The organism is Bacillus sp. MD-5, assembly GCF_002201875.1.
GTDB classification, from domain to species: Bacteria; Bacillota; Bacilli; order Bacillales; family Bacillaceae; genus Bacillus; species Bacillus stercoris.
Window position 1 is genome coordinate 1,829,146 of record NZ_CP021911.1, and the last position, 25,967, is coordinate 1,855,112.

At 46.2% G+C, this 25,967-nt stretch carries 5 protein-coding genes; all 5 read right to left on the bottom strand.

Annotated features, from left to right (window positions below):
• Window positions 1-2: 2 nt before the first annotated feature.
• The 5 genes from CDO84_RS08905 to galM all read right to left on the bottom strand — a co-directional run bounded on the left by CDO84_RS08905 (window position 3) and on the right by galM (window position 25,934).
• Window positions 3-7,670, bottom strand: coding sequence for a non-ribosomal peptide synthetase (locus tag CDO84_RS08905; RefSeq protein WP_040083005.1), 7,668 nt, complete (start codon window positions 7,668-7,670; stop codon window positions 3-5).
• A gap of 18 nt (window positions 7,671-7,688) precedes the next feature.
• Complete coding sequence (locus CDO84_RS08910) at window positions 7,689-15,368, bottom strand: non-ribosomal peptide synthetase (RefSeq protein WP_040083004.1); 7,680 nt, start codon at window positions 15,366-15,368, stop codon at window positions 7,689-7,691.
• Window positions 15,369-15,392: 24 nt separating this feature from the next.
• On the bottom strand, window positions 15,393-23,078 hold the full coding sequence (locus tag CDO84_RS08915) for a non-ribosomal peptide synthetase (protein WP_040083002.1): 7,686 nt from the start codon (window positions 23,076-23,078) through the stop codon (window positions 15,393-15,395).
• 369 nt (window positions 23,079-23,447) lie between these two features.
• Window positions 23,448-24,923, bottom strand: a complete 1,476-nt coding sequence (dacB, locus tag CDO84_RS08920) for a D-alanyl-D-alanine carboxypeptidase/D-alanyl-D-alanine endopeptidase (protein WP_040083001.1) — start codon at window positions 24,921-24,923, stop codon at window positions 23,448-23,450.
• Between the two features lie 33 nt (window positions 24,924-24,956).
• Complete coding sequence (gene galM / locus CDO84_RS08925; RefSeq protein WP_040083000.1) at window positions 24,957-25,934, bottom strand: aldose 1-epimerase; 978 nt, start codon at window positions 25,932-25,934, stop codon at window positions 24,957-24,959.
• Window positions 25,935-25,967: the final 33 nt, after the last annotated feature.

A 25,967-nucleotide genomic window follows, 5' to 3' on the forward strand; every position in this document is an offset into this window, starting at 1 on the left:
TTCTACAATTCTTCCACCAAGCTGGATATACTGTCCAAATCCTCTGCCGTTAATGATTGACTGCTAAAATCGCTCAGTGTCTTTTCTGCTTTTTGTTTACCGGCGCAGTGTTTCATAATGTCCAGCAAAAAGTGTTCGATCCTGTTGATAAGCTGGTCCATTGTGTTTCTAAGGAAACGGGCCGGCGGATAGCTAAGATTGAAATGAAGCTTTTTGTCTGCTGCCATTGCACTTAATTCTATGATTTGCTCACGCTTCCATGTATGAGTGATATCCTTTCCGCTTCCAAGACTTGATGGGCGGAAGCTGCCCTGTCTTTCGATGTCGTTGAACTGGCCCAAATAGTTAAAACTGATTTCAGGTGTTTTTGAAAACGCAATGCTTTTGTTTTCAGGGTGTGTGAGGTATTTCAGCATACCGTAACCTATCCCTTTGTTTGGTATCCGGCCAAGTGTATCTTTAACGGTTTTTACTGCGGTTCCCAGCTCATCCCTTTGATTTTCAAAGCTTATGAGGGCCGGGTACATGGATGTAAACCAGCCGACCGTCCGGCTGATATCCAACTCCGGCATAATGTGCTCTCTTCCGTGTCCTTCCATAGCGATTCGGAGCTTGCTTCCTCCTGTCCATTCACAAATCGCCAACGATGCCGCCGTTAACAGAATATCTTGTGTATCTGTACCATAGGCGTGATTGACGTTTTGCAACAAAACGTCAGTGTTTGCTTCAGAGAGTGAAAAGCTTACCGAGTCCCTCTTGCTGCAGCCAGTGTTCTCATGAAGCGGCATTTCATATGGCAGTTCCGCAGTTTGCTGTTCTTCTGCACTTCGCCAATACGCCTCTTCACGAATCAGCTTGCTGCTTTGGGCATATTCCTGAATCCGTCTGGCGTATTCCTGGTAGGAATCAGTTTTAGGCGGAAGATCAATCGGCTGGCCTGAGGACGCTTGTTGGTACCCTGCTGACAAATCCTCCAGCAAAATCCGCCATGCCACACCGTCAACGACTAGATGATGGATCGCGAGGAACAAGTAATCTCCGGTCAGTGTTTTAAACCACGCGGCATGTAACAATGGCCCTTCCTGCAAATTGATGCTTTGCTGAAGATCTGCAACTTCTCGTTTGATTTGTGTTTCCCAATCGTTTTCAGATTGTGAAAGATCAGATATTTTTAACCTGTATAGCTGTGATTCATGAATGCCTTGGTTGATTTGAATCCATCGCCCGCCATCGTTACGATAAACCATCCGAAGCGCATCATGATGCTCCGCCAGCTTTTTTAAGGATGCTCTAAGAGCGTCTTCAGACAAACGGTCAGTATGGAAAAGCATGACAGACTGATTAAAATGGTGTCGTTCTTCTATGTCTTGTGAGAGAAACCATTTCTGAATAGGCGTCCATGGAACATCTCCCTGAACAGGTCCTTGTTCTATGACTCTCTCTGTTTTACGAATAAATGGTGATAAGTCTTTTATCTTTGGATGACGGAATAAATCACTTACCTGCAAGCTTAACCCGTGGCGCCCGAGACGTGCAGAAACTTGAAGCGCTTTGATTGAATCGCCGCCCAATTCAAAGAATGAATCCTCTATTCCGATCCTCTGGATGCCTAGAACCTCCTGCCAGATCAATGCCAGCTGCTCTTCAAGTTCGTTGCGTGGCGGGATGTATGTTTGTTTAGATGCGAAATCTGGTTCAGGCAGTGCTTTCCGGTTCAATTTGCCGTTCGATGTGAGCGGAAGATTCTCCATTTCAATGATATACGCCGGAATCATATAATTAGGCAGTGAACGGGCGAGAAGAGAACGCACTTGTTCAGCATTCGTGCCCGCTTTTACGCTGATATAGCCAAACAGCTCTTTGCTCCCTGACTGTCCTGTACGTGCCAACACCGCCGCTTCTTTGACTCCGTCTATGTGGCGAAGTGCTGATTCGATCTCGCCCAGCTCTACCCGATAGCCTCTGACTTTTACTTGATCATCAATACGGCCAACGTACTCAATTGTGCCATCGGGAAGCCAGCGCGCCAGATCACCTGTGCGGTACAGTCGATCGCCGGGTACAAATGGGTTTTGGACAAATTTCTCTTTCGTTAAATCAGGACGGCGTAAATACCCTCTGGCAACGCCATCTCCGCCGACACAAAGTTCGCCAACAGCTCCGGCCGGCTGCAGCATTCCCCATTGATTTAAGATATAAGCGGAGGAATTGCCAACCGGCCGCCCGATCGGAATGGAGAGTTCATATGTTTTTTGAATGTGGAAGCATGTCGAAAAAGTTGTATTTTCGGTTGGCCCATATCCGTTCCATATCGATACTTCCGGGCAGGCATTTCTGATTCGATTGACGTGGCTTGCCGACAAAGCTTCTCCGCCTATGATCAGATGGTTAAGCTGCGAAAATGTTGTCTCGAGTTGCTCTGTCAAATGATTGAATAGAGACGAGGTCAGCCACATCGTTGTGATTCCTTGATGTTCTATGTATCTCTTAAGCTGTTGGGAATCGAGAAAGGTTTGTTGATCGGACAGGTGCAAAGCGGCACCATTTAACAGCGGTCCAAAAAATTCAAATGATCCAACGTCAAAACCGATTGATGATGTCATCAGAAGGCGGTCAGCTGGTGTAAATGTAATATAATTGCTGTTTTTCACAAGACGAATGACACTTCGCTGCTCAATCATGACACCCTTTGGTTTACCGGTTGATCCAGAGGTATAAATGATATATGCAAGTGAATGGGGCCCTGCTGAAGATTCAACGTTCTTCGCCTCTCCTTGCTTTTGAATATCTTCGATTATGATTTGTTCACATTCGATGCCTACTAGCTGTTTTTCTGTTTTTTCAGATTGAAGGAGTAATGTTGCCCTGCTGTCAGACAGCATATAAGCTATGCGTTCAACAGGCAGATTAGAATCGATAGGCAGATAGGCTCCCCCGGCTTTCAGAATGCCCAGCATACCTGCTATGAGTTCTGGCGTTCGTCCTGCCAACAAGGCTACGACTCGATCGGGACCGACTCCCTTTCTCTGTAGAACTGAAGCAATTTGATTTGCCCAGCTGTTCAGATCCGCGTAAGTTAACTCTTGTGTATCGCTGACAATTGCTATGGCATTAGGCGTTTGTTCCGCCTGCATTTCAAAGAGTCTGCTGATGGTTTCATTTCTTGGATAATCCATTTTTGTACGATTGAGTTCATGGATAAGGTAATGGGCCTCATCTTCATTCAGGATATTTATTGTTCCGAGAACGGCTTTGTTGTCCTGGATGATGGAGAGTAACATATTGATGAAGTATTGAAGCCACTTTTCTATCGTTTTTTTCTTATATAAGTCAGTACTAAACTCCATTTGGAACGTCAGCAAACCGTGGGGCTGTTCCTGAGCATATAGGGTTAAATCAAATTTGGACGTTTGATGCCCATTGTTTGCTGCAGGTTTGAGACACAGTTCATCCAGGTCCAACGATTCCTGATCCATGTTTTGAAGAACAAACATGACGTCAAACAGCGGATTCCGGCTCATATCCCTTGTCAATTCAAGCTTATCGACAAGCTCTTCGAACGAATAATCCTGATGCTCATAGGCTTCCAATGCAGTGTCGCGCACTTCCTGCAAATACTGTACAAACGGCTTCCCGCCCTCCGGGCGTGTCCGCAGCGCCAGCGTGTTCACAAACATGCCGAGTATCGGCTCCAGATCCTTGTGCGGACGTCCGGCAATTGGCGAGCCGACGATGATATCTTCCTGTCCGCTTAAGCGTGACAATAACGCTGTGTAGGCCGCAAGGAGCACCATGTACAGTGTGCTTCCGTTCTCCCGTGCCAGCTTGTGAAGCCCTGATGCGGCCTCTTGATCAAGCGTAAATGAGACCTTGTCACCCGCAAAGCTTCGCACCGGCGGGCGGGGTTGATCAGCCGGGAGATCCAGCACCGGCAGCTCGCCCTCGAGCTGCTTCAGCCAGTACGCCTCCTGCGTTTTGTACGTGTCTCCTGTTTTGAATCCTTCTTGCCATACGGCGTAGTCTTTATATTGAATATGAAGCGTCGGAAGGGCCCGGTTGTTGTACAGCTCTCCGAATTCCCGAATCAGAATGTTGACGGAAACACCGTCTGAAATGATGTGATGCATATCAACCAGCAACAGGTGCCGCTCATCTGATACCTTTACGATTTGGGCACGGAACAGCGGCGCTTGGCTGAGATCAAACGGCTTGATAAACGCGGCTGCGGCCTCCTGTTCAGTTTGGTCGCCGAGAACTGTCGTCTGTAATGTGAACGGCACCTCGTCATGGATGCGCTGCACCGGCTCACCGCCTCCATCCTGTTCAAAGGAGGTCCGCAGCGACTCATGGCGATTGATCAGCGCTTTGAAAGCCCTGTCCAGCCTTTCTGGATCAAGCTTCCCTTCCAGTTCTAATACAGCCGGCATATTGTAGCCTGTCCCTCCGTCCTCCAGCTGCTGAAGGACATAGATCCGCTTTTGGGCAGATGAAACCGGATAGGTCTCACGCTGTTCCGTCGGCTTTATCGCTTCATATGGACTGTCCGTTCCTTCACGGATAACAGAAGCCAGTCCTTCTATCGTCGGATGGGCAAACACATCTTTCAGTGGCACCTGTACATCAAATTCTTTTGAGATTCGGGAGACAAGCGCCGTTGCTTTTAAGGAATGTCCTCCGCGGTCAAAGAAGTTGTCGTGAATCCCGACAGGGCCGTTTTTCAGGACGTCTTCCCACAGCTGGGCAAGCTTCATCTCGGTCACATTTCTTGGCGCTGTGTAGGTCTCTGCATCTGCCGCTCCGTTAGGAGCTGGCAGGGCGTTCCGGTCCAGCTTTCCGCTTGGCGTAACCGGCCACTGTTCCATCTCGATCATATGGGCTGGGATCATGTAGCCCGGCAGCCGTCTCTCCAGCTGCGCCCGCACTTCGTTTCTCGGGAGTCCTTCTATATAAGCGCATAATTCCGGCTCGCCGCTGTCTGTCCGTACGGTAACGGCCGCTTCCCTTATGCCTTCTATGCTTCTAAGCGCCGTTTCAATTTCTCCGGGCTCAATCCGGTAGCCGCGGATTTTCACCTGATCATCCGTGCGGCCGAGGAATTCCATATTCCCGTCAGGGAGCCAGCGGACTACATCCCCTGTTTTGTACATGCGTTCACCCGGGTAAAACGGATCGGCAAGAAAACGCTCCTCCGTTAAGGCCGGCCGATTCAAATAGCCTCTGGCCACACCCGCTCCAGCAATGTACAGTTCACCGGAGACACCTAAGGGCTGTACGGCTAAATGGGGATCTAAAACATACAAACGCGCACCGGGTACAGGCTTCCCGATCGGAATCCGCAAGCGGTCCCTGTTCCTCTCTGGGTCCAACACGTAGAATGCCGCGTCAACTGTTGCTTCTGTCGGCCCATAGCCATGGATCAGCGATACCTCAGGCAATAAAGAAGCAAATCGCGCTGCCACACGGGGTGCAAGCGGTTCACCTCCGGCGAATACACGCTTCAGGCTTGTCCCGTCACTTAGTGTTGCGATTTCCGCTTGATCGAGAAAACTGTTCAGCATAGCCGGAATAAAATGAACCGTTGTCACGTTTTCCTGATGAATGGCTTTGACGATCAATGCCGGATCTTTCTCCCAGCCCGGAGGAAGCAGATAAGCCGAAGCACCGGAAAGCGACCACCAAAACAGCTGCCACACAGACGCATCAAAGGAAAAAGAGGTTTTCACCATGACAATGTCATCTTCCTGAAGCGGAAACTGGTGCTGCATGCCGGTCAGAAAAGAAACAGCCTGGCGGTGCTCGACGGCTACCCCTTTTGGCTGCCCGGTGGAGCCAGACGTATAGATGACATAGGCGAGAGAACCGCTGTCAGCAGAAACAAATACATGGTTTTCTGCTTTTTCTCTCGCAAGTGATGTCAGGTCAACTTCAAGCGTCTCTCCGGAAAAGCTCGGTGCGGAGCACCCCGGCTGTGTCAGCAAGAGCGCTGCCCCGCTGTCTTTCAGCATGTAGCTCAGCCGCTCCTCTGGATACTCAGGATCAAGCGGCAAATACGCCCCGCCAGCTTTTAATACAGCAAGTACAGCGATCAGCATGTCAGGTGACCGCTCAGACAGGACACCTACGATGCTTTCCTTCGAGACGCCGCGTGCCGCAAGGCGGGCGGCCAGCCGGCTGGCATACATGTCAAGCTCAGCGTACGTCAGCGAACCGTCTGAAAATCGAATGGCTGTCCGTTCCGGTGTGAAAGCCGCCTGTCGTTCAAACAGAGCATGCAGAGTTGGGGCTTCAGGCGAAACAGATACTGACCTGTTGTTTTGAGAAACGATTTTCCGTGTTTTGTTCTCATCAAGCAATGTCATCTTTGACACAGGAAGAGATGGATCAGAGATGACGTCAGAGACCATGTGCAGCAAATAATCTTCTATTTCGGACATCATGCTTGGTTGATAAGCGCCGGTCTGAAAATGAATCCGAACGTACAAGGTACGGCCTGGGATCACTTTGACACTGCATTTATAATTGGTCACCTCTTCCATTTCAAAATCTTTGACGGAGAAATCAAATGACCCCGCTTGATTCAGTTTTTCGATCTCTTGCTGGGTAGGTGTATTTTCAAAGACGATAATATGATCGATCAACTCTTGCTTTAGAGCACTCTGCGCCTGAATATCATACAAGGGGAAGTAACTATAGGCTTCTGCCTCATTCATGTCCTTTTGCATTCTCCTGACTAGGTCAGAAAAAGACAGAGAATCACTTTGGGCTCGAATAGGAATGGTATTGATAAAAAGCCCGACCATGTTTTCCACATCTTTTAGCTCAGAAGGTCTGCCTGATATAACTGAACCGAACACAGCATCGCTGCTGCGATTGACCTTTTGAAGCATAATCCCCCATAAAGCTTGGAAAACAGTGTTTAGTGTCGCACCAGAAGCTGTTGCGATTTTCTGTAATTCGGCGGTTTCTTTTTCAGGAATGGTAAACGTGATCTGCTGTAGTGTCCCATTCGGAATTTGATCTGTTCTTTTCGGCAGGGGTGTAGATTTTTCGAAATGCTGAAGCCGCTTTTTCCAGTACTCAGCTGCTTCTTCACGATCTTGCTGCATCAGCCATTTAATATACGTCCCGTACGGCTGTACGGGAGGCAAATCAGGAAGCTGGCCTTTACCCAGCGCTTGATAAATGTGAAGAAAATCTTTAATGACAATGCCTAAACACCAGCCATCCATTAAAATATGATGGTGGCTCCAAATACAGACATAACGACCAGGCGCCCATTTTAAAATAGATATTCTCATTAGTACATCCGTTTGCAGATCGAATCCCCTGGATTTATCCTGCTCTTTGAATGCCTCTGTACAATGTTCTTTATCTTTTTCATTGAGATGAGAAATATCTTCAAAATGAACATGGCAAGGACGTTGCTTGAGCACGACCTGACGAGGCTTGGCAACATTTTTATAGATGAATGCTGTTCGAAAGATATCGTACCTGTCAAAAACAGCATCCATACTTTTCTGGAAACGCTCCAAGTCAAGCTGTCCATTGATCGTAAAAGAGGCCTGTTCAAAATAAGCTCTCGACTGTTCATCATACAATGAGTGAAAAAGCATCCCTTCCTGCATAAAAGACAAAGGGTATATATCCTGTATTTCGGGTTGCTGCGGCATCAGATGAATCTCCTCTCCCTATAGTTTGTTGACGGCTCCCATAATCTCGTTCAATTCATCAAGCGTTAAATCTTCATCAGTGAAATCCGATGCGCTCCATTCTCGGCTTTCTTTGCCCGTACAATGCTCAGTGATGTTTTCCAGTGTCTGTTTAAAATGCCCGGCAAATGTTTGGATTGTTTTTCCCTCAAATTGTAGCCTGTTATAGATGATGTGCAGGTTCAGGCATCCCGAAGAAATGGCACCGCTGATATCCAGTACATAAGGCCGCTCCCAGTTCGGGCTGATCTCATTTTCTGGCTTGATGTCAGACACTTCAAAGGCTTTTGATTGAATATCCTGATCAAATTGACCTAAATAATTAAAGCTGATTTCCGGGCTGTTTTTCTCAGAGTCCCATTTTTTGCTGATATATTTCAGCACACCGTAGCCCACACCTTTATGCGGTATACGATGCAGCATGTCTTTTGTCTGTTTAATGAGGTGGCCCAGCCGCTCATCGTTATTCTTATGTTCAGAATCGCTCATATCAAGCCACACAGGATAAATGGAGGTGAACCAGCCAACAGTTCTGCTAATATCAATGTCGTCAAGATAGGATTCTCTTCCGTGGCCCTCCATGCTGATTTTAAATTGGTTATTGCCCGTCCATTGCTGCAAAGCAAGTCCTAAAGCTGTCAGAAGGATATCATTCATCTCCGTGCTGTAAGCTTTATGCACAGCCGTTAACAGTAATTCTGTGTGATGGCGGGACAGCTCAAAATCAATCATTTCTGTATCTATGAATGTGTTAGGTGCTGCGTCATTGTCTTTTGGAACAGGCTGAATGTGACGGTTCTCGCACTCGTCCCAATACGCTGCTTCGCGCTGCACTTGACGGCTTTTTGAGTAGTCAGCTATTTTTTGTGAATACGTTAAATATGAGTCTGTTTTTTGCGGCAGTTGAATAGATTCTCCTGAGACTGCCTGTTTGTAAGCTGTTGAAAAATCCTCAAACAAAATGCGCCAAGAAACCGCATCAACGACTAAGTGATGAATCGTCAGAAACAAATGGTCACCATTCTCGGTTCTGAACAATCCAGCGTGAAGCAAGGGGCCGGTTTCCAAACGCATATGCTCCTGCATCTGGCTGGCTGCTTCCTTAATCCTGCTATGTGTGTCTGTTGCGTTACCCTTTACATCAAACAGTTCAAAAGCATATAGCTCCTCATCTGGCAGATCTATGCCTCTGTTTAGCTGAACCGGGCTGCCATTTTCATACCGGCATATGATTCTCAGTGCGTCATGATGGGTTACCAGGCTTTTTAGCACCTTTTTGAGCGCAATCTCGTCAAATCGTTCAGACCGGTAGAGCATAACGGACTGGTTAAAATGATGGCTTTCCAGAGATTGCGAGAAAAACCATTGCTGGATAGGTGTCCAAGTGATCTCACCTTCGACCGGACCTTGGTCAATGACGCGTACGGCTTTTTGGACACGAGCGGACAGTTCACCAAGAGTCTGATGTTCAAACATCTCACGTACTGTCGTTTCATATCCGCGCTGCTTCAGTCTGGCACAAACCTGCAGCGCTTTAATAGAATCTCCGCCCAGTTCAAAGAAATTGGCGTTTACGCCCAGCTCATCTACATCAAGAAGCTCCTCCCAAATTTCAGCCATCACCTTTTCAATCTCATCTCTTGGGCTGATATCATCAGCAGTATAAGTGTGTTTTTCAGGTTCCGGGAGAGCTTTCTGATCAAGCTTGCCATTAACAGTTAGCGGGATGCTGTCAATCTGTATCAAACGGGCGGGCAGCATAAAATCAGGCAGCATGGTTTTTAGAGAAATCCGGATGTCTGATATATTCGCAATTTGTTGATCTTTTATCACCATGTAAGCATATATAGCTGTTTGCCCTTGCTCGTCTGCTCTGGTAATGACAGCTGCCTCCTTAATCATTGGAAGCTGGAGAAGAGCCGCTTGGATTTCACCCAACTCGATGCGATGCCCTCTGACTTTAACCTGATCATCAATGCGTCCTAAGTATTCCAGCTCGCCATTTGACAGGCGTTTAGCAAGATCTCCCGTGCGATATAATCTGTCTCCCGGAAGGTATGGATTGGGTACAAAACGGTCAGCGGTTAACTCATCTCTGTTTAGATATCCCCGTGCCACACCTTCACCGCCTATATACAGCTCCCCTGGAACTCCGATAGGCAGCAGATTCATATGAGCGTCCATCACATAAGCCTGCAGAGTTGAAAGAGGCCGGCCGATATTGCTTTTATTTTTTGCAATATCTGCTGCGGACAATTTTTTGAACGTTACATGTACCGTCGTTTCTGTAATACCGTACATATTGATGAGATCGGTATGAGGATATTTTTCATTCCAGCTTTGAAGCATGCCTGGCTGTAAAGCTTCACCGCCAAAAATGACGTAGCGGATGGTTAATCGGTCCGAATGGTTTTGATCTTCATGCATCAGGCCGTAAAAAGCTGTTGGGGTCTGATTGAGTACAGTGACGCGTTCTTTTTTTAACAATAATCGGAATGCCTGGGGATCACGGGCTGTTTCCTTAGAGACCACGACTAGTGTGCTTCCGTTCAATAACGCCCCAAACATTTCCCATACAGAGAAATCAAAACAATATGAATGAGAGAACGTCCAGATGTCTTCATGGCCAAATTCAAAAGGTTGGTTTTGATGCTTTAAGAGACTGATCACATTGCGGTGCTCGACAATGACGCCCTTTGGCTGGCCAGTCGTTCCGGATGTGTATATCACGTATGCAGGCTGATCTGTTAATATTTGAATGTTATAATCAGCCGGAATTGAGTCGTTTTCGCCTTCATCGATATACAAAATATGTCCGTTGTAGCCTGCGGGCTTGTTTTGACTGCGCTCTGTCAGCAATATCTCTGTCCCGCTATCATTGAGCATAAAGCTAATACGTTCCTGAGGATATTCAGGATCAATCGGCAAGTAGGCCCCTCCAGCTTTTAAAATCGATAAAACACCAATGACCATATCAGATGACCGATCGAGCATCAGACCGACGATATCCCCAGCGCTGACTCCTCGTTTGATCAGCAGAGCAGCTGTCCGCTCGGCTTTTTCATTCAGCTCTCGATAGGTAAGCTGAGAGTCACCGCACACCACTGCGAGATGCTCGGGATGTTCAGCGGCTTTTTTTTCAAATAAGCTTACAATGTTTTCATTTCTTGGATAAGCTGCATACTGTCCCATTTTTTCAAGGAGCAAGTCACGCTCTTCAGAAGGAAGCAATTGCATACCAGAAATCCTCATCTCGGTATCCGCCGTTACACTTTTTATCAGCTCAATAAAATATGATGCCCACCGTGCAATGGTTTCTTCTTCAAAAAGAGCAGTGCTGTATTCAAAACGGCAGCGGATTCCGCCAGAATGCTCCTCAGCGTGCAAGGTCAAATCAAATTTAGATATATCGTGTTTAGGAGTGACAGACGAAATCGATAGACCCGGCACTTCGAACTGAAAATCATCACTGCTTTGAAGCACGAGCATCGCATCGAACAGCGGGTTGCGATTTACTTCTCTATGTGTATCGAGCTTATCTGCCAGCTTCTCAAAAGGATAATCCTGATGCTCATAAGCTGTCAGAGCCAGGTGGCGAATGTCCTGCAAATACGAGCTGAACGTTTTGCGGCCCTCGGGCTGGCAGCGAATTGCTAATGTATTGACGAACATCCCGATGACGCGCTCCAGATCGGCGTGCGGTCTTCCGGAAGCAGGTGAGCCGACAACAATATCCTCTTGTCTGCTGAGCTTAGATAACAAAATAGAATAGGAAGCCAGAAGAATCATATACAATGTTGTTCCCGTTTCTGCCATTACACGGTGCAGCTCATCAGCCGTGTCTTTATCAATGTTGACTTCGATTGTTCCGCCGCTGAAATCGGGGAGACGCGGTCTTGTTTGATCAAGCGGTAAATCTAATACAGGAAGACTCCCCCCTAGCTGATTGAGCCAATAGGCCTCCTGTTTTTTGTGTAATTCTTCAGGATACTTCTCTTGTTGCCAAACAGCAAAATCTTTATAATGCAGGCTTAATGCTGGAAGCTCTTTTCCACAATATAAGTCAGTAAATTCTTGGACTAAAGTGCTCATCGAGACACCGTCAGCGATAATATGATGCATATCAAGCAGCAAAAATCCGCGGTTATTGCCCATCGAAACGAGACATGCTCTAAAAAGCGGGCCGGACGATAAATCAAACGGTTTGATAAAGGACTCAATTGCAGACTCAAGCATTTGGTCTGATTCCATTTCAAGCTCTTTCAGATCAAAGTCCATCTCAGGATAAATGAGCTGTACGGCCTCTCCTCCATCAATCACAAAAACAGTCCGCAATGCTTCATGCCGAATCACAAGTTCTGTGAGAACGCTTCTCAGCCGCTGACGATCGAGGTATCCGCTTAATTCAAGTACAGCGGGCATGTTATAGCCAGTGCTGTCATCTGCCAGCTGATGAAGAGCATATATTCGCTTTTGTGAAAAAGACAGCGGATAGACATCTCTTTGATCCGCAGGTTCAATCTGTGTAAAAGCATGTTCTTTTAAGCTCATCAATTTGACAGCCATGCTTTCAATTGTCGGATTTGAAAAAACCTCACTGATCGGCAGCTCAATATTAAGCTTTTTATGTATTCTTGATACAAGTAAGGTCGCTTTTAAGGACTGTCCGCCTAACTGAAAGAAATCATTACGAATGCCGATTGGCTGTTTATTCAGCACATCTTCCCAAATACGTGCGAGATCAGCTTCGATTAAGGTTCGGGGCGCCATATATGTGAGGCTCGTATTTGTTTCAGGTTCAGGAAGTGCTGAGCGGTCAAGCTTTCCGCTGGATGTTAATGGCATTCGGATGATGTTGATCATACTTGCTGGAATCATATAGGACGGCAATGTCCCAACAAGATGCCGATACAAATCTGGGAGACTGTTTCCCTTTTCCGGAACGATATAAGCAACAAGCTCTTTTTCCCCAGCAGAAACATTACGGGCCAGTACGGCTGCTTCCTTTACACCTGGTATCTGTCGAAGAACCGTTTCAACCTCTCCCAGTTCAATGCGGTAACCCCTAATTTTCACTTGATCATCAAAACGTCCAATATATTCAATCGTTCCATCCGGCAAAAAACGGCCTGCATCACCTGTTCGGTATACGCGCTCCCCTTCAAGGAATGGATGATCGTAGAATACTTTCTCTGTCAGCTCCGCCTGTTTGTAGTATCCTCTCGCAAGGCCCGCGCCGGAAATACACAGTTCGCCCGCCGCGCCGATCGGCTGTATCTGATTTCCGTACAAAACAAATACCTTCGTGTTTGCTATCGGGTGTCCGATCGTGATCCTCTCTTTTTCGTTCAGTTGACGCAATATTGTTGTTGCCACACTATTTTCGGTCGGACCGTATTCATTTGCCAATTCTGCAGAAGGACAAATCTTTTCGCTCATCTTAACCAGGTCAGGTGTGACCGCTTCACCAGCAAATGTCACAATACGAAGACTTTTTGCATCCTCAGCAGTCATTACTTCCAATAACACCCGGTACAGAGAAGGAACAATGATCATGTGATTGACCTTATAACGGGCTATTTTTCGCTTAAGGGCTAGCACATCCTTCGCTTCGTCATCCGTTGTCAGCAATACGCAAGCACCGGATAAAAGCGGGGTAAATAAGCTCGTTACACAGCCGTCAAACACGTATGAAAACAAATGGAGGGATATATCCTGTTCGGTCATGCCATACTCTTCCCGTCTCCATTGCAATGTATTGGCAATGCCTTGATGTTCAACAAGAACACCTTTAGGCCGCCCTGTCGTTCCCGACGTATAAATTAAGTAGGCAAGATCACCAGGCGGCACATCTGGAGCTGCTGATTGAAGGCTTTCTGTTCGTTCTATCGATATCATGTTTCCTTCATAGTGCGGCGGGATAAATGTCATAAGGTCTTCTTCTATCAGCATTTGAGCCGCTTGACTGTCCTTCAGCAAGAAAGAAAGACGTTCTGTCGGAACATTTGGATCAAGCGGCATATAAGCGCCCCCCGCTTTCCAAATCCCTAGTAAAGCTGCTGGCATTTCCATTGACCGCCTCATCATCACAGCGACGATATCTCCAGATCCAACCCCTTTTTCTATGAGAGCATGCGCAATCTGATTGGCCCTTCCGTTTAATTGACGATAGGTCCAGCATTCGTCTCCCATTTTCAATGCAGCAGCTTCGGGTGTTTTGTAAGCTTGTTCCTCGAACAATTGGGATATCGTTTTGTTCACATAAGGACGCTCTGTTTCATTAAACAATTGGATAACCTGTTGTTCCTCCGGCGGCACGATATTGATGTCACTGACGGCAACATCGGGATGTGTCACAATGCATTCAAGCGCTTGCTTTAGATGGCCTTGTATCCGCAGCATCTCCTCACGTTCATAAACGGCTGCGTTGTAGCTGAATTTGATATAAAATGATTCTCCCGGAACGATCACGATATTAAAGTCGTAATTGGTTTGCTCCGACATTGAAATGTCACCTAGCTTCAGCGCATTTTCCTCATTCTCGCTCTCGATGCGTAATGCCTGATCAAGCTGTACGGGATAATTTTCAAAAACAAAAATATGATCGATCAAACCTTGCTTCAATGGACTATGGTTTTGAATGTCATAAAGCGGATAATACCCGTGCTGTTCAGATGATAAAAAATCCTCCTGCACAGTTTTGGCCAGCGAAGAAAACGTCATGCCCTCAGCAGATCGAATTCGCACTGGGACCGTATTAATAAACAAGCCGACCATTGATTCAATCCCGTCAATCGCTGACGGACGTCCAGAAATAACGGAGCCAAAAACGACATCATCAGCGGCATTATATCGATGGAGAAGCACGCCCCAAATACTCATAAACAACGTGTTTAGTGTGACTCCCCATTTTTGAGCGGCCGTAGTCAGTTTCTCAACCATTTCCGGCGCTAAAGAAAATCGGACCTGAGCGGCTTCGTAATCCCTGTCCGCTGGGCGGCTCTTTATCCGGGGAATAGAAGCAGTATTCCCGTACTCCTTCAAATATTCGCTCCAATAAGCAGCAGTCTCTTCTTGATCTTGTTCTCCGAGCCATTCAATATAACGGCTGTACGGCACCGTACTGCCAAACTGTACAGGTGAGTTATTTTTGAGTGAATCATACATGCTGAAAAACTCTTTCAGAATAATGCCGAGACACCAGCCATCCATAATGATATGGTGATGTGTCCAGACACATGTATATTGGCTGTCGCCTCTATCAAAAAGGGCAAGGCGCATTAATGGATCTTTTTGCAAATCAAATCCTTTTTCCCGATCCTTGGTCATAAAAGCATCAATCAGCGACTGCTGGTCTTGATCAGCCAGGCGAGAAATATCTTCTCTATATACTATCAATTCACGGTTTGACAAGACTACCTGCTGCGGCCCTGTAAGATCTGGTACTTCTTTAATGAAAATTGTTCTGAAAATATCATACCTTGAGACAAGAAGGTTTAAGCTCTTTTGAAACGAGTCGATACATAGATTGCCTGTGATCGTAAACGAGGTCTGTTCGACATAGGCTTTTGAGCTGAAATCCATCAGTGAATGAAACAGCATTCCTTCTTGCATGTGCGATAACGGATAAATATCTTGAATTTGCGCCGATTGTGCCATCAATTCCACACACCTTTTCAAAAGTTAAAGATCTTTCACCAAATTTTCGATGCTAGATAATGCAGACAACGTTAATTCCTTATTGCTGAAATCACTCAGCGTTTTTTCGCGTGCTTTTTTCTGTGAACAATGCTCAATCGTCTCGATAAGATGCCTGTGAAAACGATCCATAAAGCACTCAATCGAGTGTTTGCTGAATACTTGGGTGTATACCGCTTTTACGTGAAGCCGTCCGTCTGTAATGAGAGCATTGATGTCCAGCTCATATTCTCGTTTTCTCTCACCCGCTATTTCGTAACGGGGCTGGTAATATGACAATTGAAACGTTTCAGATTCCTTCTCTTCGCTAAATTGGCCGAGATAATTAAAGCTGACCTCAGGCTCTTTATGACGCAGTTCTCCTATGTGTGTTAACAATCCGTAACCAGTTCCTTTGTTCGGGACTCTTCTCAGCATATCTTTTGTCATCTTAATTCGGTATGCGAGCGGATCCTCGAAAGGCTCGGGAATACCCATGTCTAGCAGAATAGGATAAATGGAAGTAAACCAACCAACTGTCCGTGAAATATCAATGTTTGGCACATGCCCTTCTCTACCGTGTCCCTCAGTGCTAATCAGGATTCGGTCATGCCCTGTCCATTCAGAAAGCGCCATTCCTAAAGCTGTAAGCAAAAGTTCGTTGACATCAGTGCCATAGGCTTGCTGAGTCTCAAACAGCAATTTTTCAGTCCAGTCTCCGGATAGCACAAACGCTTGTGCATCGCTGTTCATTTGGAGTCTGCCCGGCACATTTTCTATGTCCTTAGGAAGAAAAGCAGTGTGAGCGTCTAAAATCGTTTGCCAATACGTTTTTTCTGAAAGCAATTGTTTACTTTCAGCTATTTGGGCAAGACCATTGGCGTAGGACAAATAAGAATCGGTTTTTGGCGGCAATTGGATTTCTTGTTTTTCTAAAGCCTGCTGGTATGCCGCCGCTAAATCCTCAAGCAGAATCCTCCAAGAAACACCATCCATCACTAGATGATGAAGCGCAATCAAAAGATGATCCCCTTCTGACGTTTTAAACAAACCTGCTTGCAGCAGAGGCCCTTGTTGTACATTCATTTTGCTTTGAATGACGGTTTCCTCAGCCGCTAGTTTTTCATCAAGGTGAGTCCTTTCCAGCGATGCTTTTGTCCAATCTGAAATATAAAGGCCAAATAGTTCATTATCCTTGTGATTGATTCCGCGATTAAACGGAATGACATAGCCGCTTTGGTCACGTTGGAAAATCATGCGAATGGCATCATGATGCTTGGTTATTATACGCAGCGCTAGACGAAGCGCGTTAGCATTGAATCCTTTTTCACTGAAAAGCATGACGGACTGGTTGTAATGATAGTGAAAAGCATGGTCCTGTCCGAAAAATCTTCTCTGAATCGGGGTGAGTTCAGCTTCACCTTCCACAGGTCCCTGGTCCGCTTGAGATGCCAATGGTGTGATATGTCCGCATAGTTCTTGAATCGTTGAATAACGGAATAAGTCGCGTATTGTCATGCTCCAGCCTTCAGCTGCCAGCCGTGCTGCCACTTGTAATGCTTTAATTGAGTCTCCGCCAAGCTCAAAAAAGGAATCGTGAATGCCGACTCGTGACATGCTCAGTACATCTTCCCATATGTACGCCATCGTTTTTTGCATGTCGTCAACTGGTGCAGTATATGGACGAGACAACACGTCATTTGGAGCCGGCAAGGCATTTCTGTCCAGCTTTCCGTTTAGGGTCAGCGGCATGTTTTCTAAAGGAATCAGATGTGCAGGAATCATATACGCTGGCAGCTCCTTTGTTAAAGCAGAACGGAGAGCATTCGTATTGACATCTGAAGGCACAATGTATGCTGCCAAACCTGCATGTCCATTTTTATCATGCTGAACGGCAACAGCAGCTTCTCTGACAAGCCCCGTTTGAAGCAAAACACTTTCAATTTCTTCTGTTTCAATTCTGTATCCATTTATCTTCACCTGATAATCCATTCGGCCAAGAAGCCGGATCGTTCCGTTCGGAAGGAAGCAGGCGCGATCGCCTGTTCTGTACAGCCTTTCTCCAGAGACAAATGGATTTTCTGTAAATTTCATTTTCGTTAAGTCAGTTTTATGATGATAGCCTTTCGCAACACCTGCCCCGCCGATGCACAGCTCGCCGGCAACACCGATCGGCTGAATTTGATCAGTCTGGCTGAGTACGTACATGCGTACATTCGGCAGAGGGCTGCCGATTGGTACGGTATCGCCCGTACACTCTTCACCCATACTTGTTTCATAAAAGCTCGAATCAATGGTTGCCTCTGTGACACCATAGCTATTGATAATGCGCATGCTTTGACCAAAGCGGTCTGTCAATGTTTTGAAATCTTGAGCTTTCACCATGTCGGAACCAAGAATCAGTATGTCTAGGTCAGAAAGCTTGAGCTTGTTACGGTATATATACTCCATAAGCGGGATAATGAGAGCCGGTGTTGACTCCATTATCGTAATTCGCCGGGCGCTCATGATTCCATATAATTCAGCAGGTTCCAGCCTCTTTTCATCTGAACAAATGATTAGCGTCCCGCCGTTTATCAATGATCTCGCCAAATCTCCTGAAAAGACATCGAATGAAAAGCTCGCGATTTGAAGCAGTCTGACAGGCTTCCGATCAAGCTCATAAATTTGACGCCAAGCAAGAGCAACATGAGTAAAGTTCTGATGGGTGACAATCACACCTTTAGGCGCACCCGTCGTTCCTGACGTATAAATGATATATACCTCCTCTTCAGGAGCAGGAGATAAGTTAAGGTTGCAGTTACTTTCTTCATAAGAGCTCTCATCGTCAAGGCAGATGTGAGACATCTCAGATTCAGGCGAGTTCGAAATCAAATGCTCCAACTCTCTCTGTAAAAGAAGAATATCTGCCCCGCTATCACGAAGAATGTATTCAATACGAGCTTTTGGATAGTGTGAATCGATTGGGATATACACTCCGCCAGCTTTCATCACTGCCAGCACGCCAACAATTGCATCAATGGACCGCTTGGCTAAAACTGCCACAGTTGGCTTCGGACCTTTTCTGTTTTGCAATGTTCGTGCCAGACAATTGGCTCTTTCATTTAGAAGCCGATAGCTAATCTCTGTTTCCTTATCAATAACAGCTATATGGTCTGGAATTTCTTCAGCTTTTGCTTCAAATATGCGATGAAAAGGAACATTACTTTGAGCAAATTCAACTTGAGTTTTGTTAAATGTAGTGAGAATTTTTTGTTTTTCTTTTTCACTAATGATATTTATTTGTGAAAGCCTTGTTTCAGGATTAGAAATGACCGCATGCAGTAATTCGATAAAATGAGCTGCCCAGCGTTCAATCGTATCTTTCAGGAACACTTCTGTACTAAATTCCAATTCGCAGCATACGGCTTCATCTGTTTCGGTTGCTATTAACGTGATATCGAATAAAGAAATGTGATGTGCGAATGTGGCAGGCCGGACTGTTATCTCTTCCAGATCCATCTCCTGCTTTTCCATATTTTGAAGGATAAACATCGCATCAAATACTGGATTCCGGCTCATATCCCTTGTCAATTCAAGTTTATCGACAAGCTCTTCGAACGGATAATCCTGATGTTCATAGGCTTCCAATGCTGTCTCGCGCACTTCCTGCAAATACTGTACAAACGGCTTCCCGCCCTCCGGGCGTGTCCGCAGCGCCAGCGTGTTCACAAACATGCCGAGTATCGGCTCGAGATCCTTGTGCGGCCGGCCGGCAATTGGCGAGCCGACGATGATATCTTCCTGTCCGCTTAAGCGTGACAATAACGCTGTGTAGGCCGCAAGGAGCACCATGTACAGTGTGCTTCCATTCTCCCGTGCCAGCTTGTGAAGCCCTGATGCCGCTTCTTGATCAAGCGTAAAGGAGACCTTATCACCCGCAAAGCTTCGCACCGGCGGGCGGGGTTGATCAGCCGGGAGATCCAGCACCGGCAGCTCGCCCTCGAGTTGCTTCAGCCAGTACGCCTCCTGCGTTTTGTACGCGTCTCCTGTTTTGAATCCTTCTTGCCATACGGCATAATCTTTATATTGAATATGAAGCGCCGGAAGTGCCCGGTTGTTGTACAGCTTTCCGAATTCCTGAATCAGAATGTTGACGGAAACACCGTCTGAAATGATGTGATGCATATCAACCAGCAACAGGTGCCGCTCATCTGATACCTTTACGATTTGGGCACGGAACAGAGGCGCTTGGCTGAGATCAAACGGCTTGATAAACGCGGCTGCGGCCTCCTGTTCAGTTTGGTCGCCGAGAACTGTCGTCTGTAATGTGAACGGCACCTCGTCATGGATGCGCTGCACCGGCTCACCGCCTCCATCCTGTTCAAAGGAGGTCCGCAGCGATTCGTGGCGCTTGATCAGCTCTTTGAAAGCCCTGTCCAGCCTTTCTGGATTGAGCTTTCCTTCCAGCTCCAATACCGCCGGCATATTGTAGCCTGTCCCTCCGTCCTCCAGCTGCTGAAGGACATAAATCCGTTTTTGGGCAGATGAAACCGGATAGGTTTCACGCTGTTCCGTCGGCTTTATCGCTTCATATGGACTGTCCGTTCCTTCACGGATAACGGAAGCCAGTCCTTCTATCGTCGGATGGGCAAACACATCTTTCAGCGGCACCTGTACATCAAATTCTTTTGAGATTCGGGAGACAAGCGCCGTTGCTTTTAAGGAATGTCCTCCGCGGTCAAAGAAGTTGTCGTGAATCCCGACAGGGCCGTTTTTCAGGACGTCTTCCCACAGCTGGGCAAGCTTCATCTCGGTCACATTTCTTGGCGCTGTGTAGGTCTCTGCATCTGCCGCTCCGTTAGGAGCTGGCAGGGCGTTCCGGTCCAGCTTTCCGCTTGGCGTAACCGGCCACTGTTCCATCTCGATCATATGGGCTGGGTTCATGTAGCCCGGCAGCCGTCTCTCAAGCTGCGCCCGCACTTCGTTTCTCGGGAGTCCTTCTATATAAGCGCATAATTCCGGCTCGCCGCTGTCTGTCCGTATGGTAACGGCCGCTTCCCTTATGCCTTCTATGTTTCTAAGTACTGCTTCAATTTCTCCAGGCTCAATCCGGTAACCGCGAATTTTCACCTGATCATCCGTGCGGCCCAGGAATTCCATATTCCCGTCAGGGAGCCAGCGGGCTACATCCCCTGTTTTGTACATACGTTCACCCGGGTAAAACGGATCCTCAAGAAAACGCTCCTCTGTTAAGGCCGGCCGATTCAAATAGCCTCTGGCCACACCCGCTCCAGCAATGTACAGTTCACCTGAGACACCTAAGGGCTGTACGGCTAAATGGGGATCTAAAATATACAAACGCGCACCGGGTACAGGCTTCCCGATCGGAATCCGCAAGCGGTCCCTGTCCCGCTCTGGGTCCAACATGTAAAATGCCGCGTCAACCGTTGCTTCTGTCGGCCCATAGCCATGGATCAGCGATACCTCCGGCAATAAAGAAGTAAATCGCGCTGCCACACGGGGTGCAAGCGGTTCACCTCCGGCGAATACACGCTTCAGGCTTGTCCCGTCACTTAGTGTTGCGATTTCCGCTTGATCGAGAAAGCTGTTCAGCATAGCCGGAATAAAATGAACCGTTGTCACGTTTTCCTGATGAATGGCTTTTACGATCAATGCCGGATCTTTCTCCCAACCCGGAGGAAGCAGATAAGCCGAAGCGCCGGAAAGTGTCCACCAAAACAGCTGCCACACAGACGCATCAAAGGAAAAAGAGGTTTTCACCATAACAATGTCATCTTCCTGAAGCGGAAACTGGTGCTGCATGCCGGTCAGAAAGGAAACAGCCTGGCGGTGCTCGACGGCTACCCCTTTTGGCTGCCCGGTGGAGCCAGACGTATAGATGACATAGGCGAGAGATTCGTCGCTAACAGAAGCAGACATATGACGTTCTGTTTCTTCACGCGCAAGAGATAACATGTCAACCTCAAGCGTCTCTCCAGAAAAGCTCGGCGCAAAACATCCTGGCTGTGTCAGCAAGAGAGCCGCCCCGCTGTCTTTCAGCATGTAGCTCAGCCGCTCTTCTGGATACTCAGGATCAAGCGGCAAATACGCCCCGCCAGCTTTTAATACAGCAAGTACAGCGATCAGCATGTCAGGTGACCGCTCAGACAAAACACCTACGATGCTTTCCTTTGAGACGCCGCGTGCCGCAAGGCGGGCAGCCAGCCGGCTGGCATACATGTCAAGCTCAGCATACGTCAGCGAACCGCCTGAAAATCGAATGGCTGTCCGTTCCGGTGTGAAAGCCGCCTGTCGTTCAAACAGACCGTGCAAAGTTGGGGCTTCAGGCGAAACAGCTTCTGTCTTGTTATACTCATACAACAATTTTTGCTTTTCTCTTGTATTCGTCATATCTAATTCTCTTATAAAGCTGTACGGTTGTTGAAGGGCGCTTTCCAGTAAGGTAAGCAGATGGTGTTGAATACGTTTAATATCCTCAAGAGAAAACAAGGTATTTTGATAGTCGAAATTTAATTGTATGGTTCCGGTGTCTACACGTTCCTGTATCTGAACAGAAAGCTCATTCGCGGTGTATCCGCTGAAATACAGCGCTGTTTCATAGTCAAAACCATCTGCATTATGCCACTGAAGTGGCTGATACTGCATAGATATACCGATAAGGTTGTGTAAATCCTTCTGTTCATTTCTTAATTCATTCACAAGCAAATTATAAGGAAACCGTTGATGACGCATAACGGAAAGCTGTTCCCTGCCTATTCTGCGGACAAAGGAAAGAAAATCTGTGTCAGGATCAACCGTTATTCTGATTGGAAGAGAACTGACGAACATGCCGAGCATTTCTTTTTCAGCCTTTGACCCTCTGTTGCCATAATAGGTGCCAATGGCAAGATCTTTTTTAGAAGTGATTCGGCTGATGCATATGTAAAATGAAGCCATAAATAAGGAAATGATATTGATCTTGTGTTCTTTACAGAAGATTCGAATCGTTTGCTCTAGATCAGGTGAAAGAATAATGGTGTCTCTGGATGCGGCTGTGCTCTGTTTTTGTAAGGACGTCTGGCCGGCTAACGAGTGATATTCCAACGGGCGCTGAAAGGTTTGCGTCCAAAATAAACGATCCTTTGCAAAACGTGAAGATTGTAGATATTGACTCTCTTTTTCAATATAGCTCAAGTAAGAAGGCTCCGGCTGATCTGGTAAAGGATCTTTCTTCTTTATTTTTTGATAAAGATCTATAATTTGATTTCCCATCACATTTAAAGAGATTCCATCCATGATGATGTGATGGAATTTCGCGAACAGCCAAACTTCATGAGAGTCAATTCTGAGGAGGTAAAATTGATAAAGAGGTGAGTTGAACAGTTTAAATGGGATTCTCGCTTGATCTTGTATCCATTGCTCCATTTCTATCATTTCAACATTTGAAAAATCTATTATTTCAAGTGAAACGTATTTATATTCAGTAAGGTACAGTCGCGGTTCAGGCTCTTCTCCTTCTAGCAGCTGAAATCTAATGGCGTCGTTGCGGGCGACGGAATGATTCAGTGCTTCCTCTAGGGCCTCAAGATCAATATCGCCCCTGAATTTCACGCAGGCGGTAAGATTGCAAATGCTAGTACCTGGCTCCAGCAGTTCGGTAAACCACACTCTCCTTTGGGCATGGGTTAAAGAATAAGTATGTACGTTCAACGGATTCCCTCCAGTTCTCATAATAAGAGGATAAAAAAGTAGAAAAAAGCAGAAAAATGACAATAAAAGAAATTATATGCCTGTATAATCCATATATGCACTATATTAACGGATATTTTTTAAAGTACAATAAAAAATATTAAATTTTTATAACATTTTTTTGAATATAGTATTATTTCTTTATTTTTAGTTTCCTTTTTTATCTAATTTTCGGATATAAAGTGATAAAAGTATGGTTTCACGTAAGGTCTTACACACTATTTTTTGATCAAACTAATTTGCTTTTGTGATAATTCTTCTAAGGTTCGACAGGGCGTTGTTACAGACATAAAAAAACCTGTTTTCTCTTGGAAAACAGGCCTGATACCATTATTGATTTGCTAAAACGACAGCAATTTGATCCTCAATATCTTTTCCATCCTCTTCATCAATCAATCCGTTTAGCAGAATAGAGAAAACAAGCTTTTTTCCGCTCTTTGTTTCTGCGTAACCAGATAGAGAGCTGACCGTACTTAGCGATCCGGTTTTTGCTCTTACTTTTCCTTGTGCAGGAGTATCTTTCATGCGGTTTCTCAGCGTTCCGCCTACCATTCTGTCAGGATTGCCTGCAACAGGTAAAGAATTTAGATAAGCCGAGAACCAACTCTGATCTTGAATGTCGTATAACAGCTGTGAGAGTTGATCTGAGGATACAGCATCAATATGTGAGATTCCTGATCCATCCCTTAAGATGAGTGATTTGGAATCAACACCAAATTCCGGAAGCGTACTGTTTAACACTTCGAGCCCCTTTTCCCAGCTTCCCTCTCCTTTTTTCACTTTCCCGATCTCTTTTACGAGTACTTCGGCATGTCCGTTATTACTTAATTTCATGAACGGCACAAAGAGTTTCGATAAAGGCATTGAGCGATGAGCGAGCAGCACGTCTGAAGAACCAGGTGCTGCACCCGTTTTGACGTCCCCTTTCACAGTAATCCCTTGTTTTTTAAGTGCTTGCTTAAATAAATCTAAGGCATATCCGGCAGGCTCCCAGACAGAAATCCATTCCTTTGTCTTGTTTGCGTCAACCGGTACGCTCCCTTCAATTGTAATCGTGTTTGTTCCATGCTCTCTTTCGATCGTGAGGTCTTTCTTTGAGCCGGCCGCCGTCGTTTCGGCATCATTCTTAATCGTTATATAATCGGTTTTCGGAGAGACAGAAACAGCAGGCTTTTCTCCTTCTTTTTTATTTGGGGTGACCTCAACAATCACAGTGCCTGCATCATAGTCTTCATTCGGAGACGCTGTTAGAGCGGAGATTGGCGCACCGTAATATGTGTATTCATCGCTCCAAGGCATATCAGGTGATAATCGCATGTCATCATACCACGTATCATCACCGATCAGATTGCCTTTAATTACTTTTACGCCGGATTCTTTTAATTTCTCAGCCATTTTGTCAAAATCAGATGGTAAAAGTGTCGGATCTCCCTTCCCTTTCAAATAAAGGTTACCATTCAGCTTTTTCCCTTTTAGTGCGCCGTCCGTCCGGACCTCGGTTGTAAAAGAATAGTTCTCGCCAAGGACAGAAAGTGCCGCAGCCGCTGTCAATAGCTTTAGAGAAGAAGCGGGCCTCATTCGGGTGTCTCCTGAATGTTCATATAGAACAGCACCTGTTTCCGCGGAGCGAACGGTGATGCCGGCCATTGCGCCTTCGAGTGCAGGATGATCAGCTAAAATCTTATCAATCTGCCCGGAAAGTGCACCTTGTTTTTCAGCGGCAAGCGCAGCCTGATGCATATAAGGAACCGAAGCAACGACGAAAAGCAGTAAAACAGCAACATAAACCTTTATGCTTTTTTTCATTAATTACCCCGCCTCTCTGCGCTTCATCATTGGCTATTGATGATTCAGTTCAATGGTGATACTGCTTTTGGCTGTCGTTTCTTCTCCCGGCTCCAGCACTTGTAAACCAGTGAGTGATGAAGGTAAATCAAGATTCACGGTGTTTGTCACCCATGTGTAAGGCTCAGGGCACAAATACCCTTGTTTTCCGTCCGCATTGTATACAACCCATTGTTTAAACTGTGCATCTGCCTTATAAATAATGCTTATATGTGCATGCTGATGATAAATGACTGCCTGATTTTCTCTGCCTCTCTTCTGATAAGAAGATAAAAAGACATCATCCAGCTGCTTGTGGCGCAAATCTATTCCTTCATGCAAAGCTTCTTTATACGGTACATCCATCAGTTTCCCGGTCGGCAGCAAGCGTTCATCTAATTCCCATTGCTGATCTGCTGTCAGGGAGAATAACGAGCTTTCTGCCGGAAATACAAATGTAGTATGATAACCAATTCCCCAAGGAAACGCTTCCTTTCCTTTGTTCATGACCGTCGCATGTTTAAATAGGGTATTCCCCTTGATTGTGTATGTCATCCGAACGACGGCATGATGAGGAAATTGCTTCTGCACATGGGGGAGCTCAGAAAGATCAATTTCTGTTTCAACAATCACTTCTTCATCAGTTTGCTTCGTGGTCACGACATTCCACTTTTCATGGTAAAGAAACCCGTGAAGATGGTTGTGTTTATCCTTCTCGTTGATATCAAAATGATACGTTCTGCCCCGGAAACTGAATGTTCCGTCACTTATGCGGTTAGGCGGAAACAGGATTGGAATGCCATACAATGTTGGTGTATCGTGAAAACTTTCTGCTGTTTCCGGTTCACGCAAAAGCTGGACTTTTGTTGTTTTGTCCACGAGTGAAATGACGTTGCTCCCCCACTCGGGGACAACAATCATTTCTAGATGTTCGTTGCCTGCTTTGATGGCCGGCGTTCCCAAATACGTGATGTTTTCAATAAAGTTTGCCATGTATACTCAACCTCTCCTTGATTCATTGCTAGT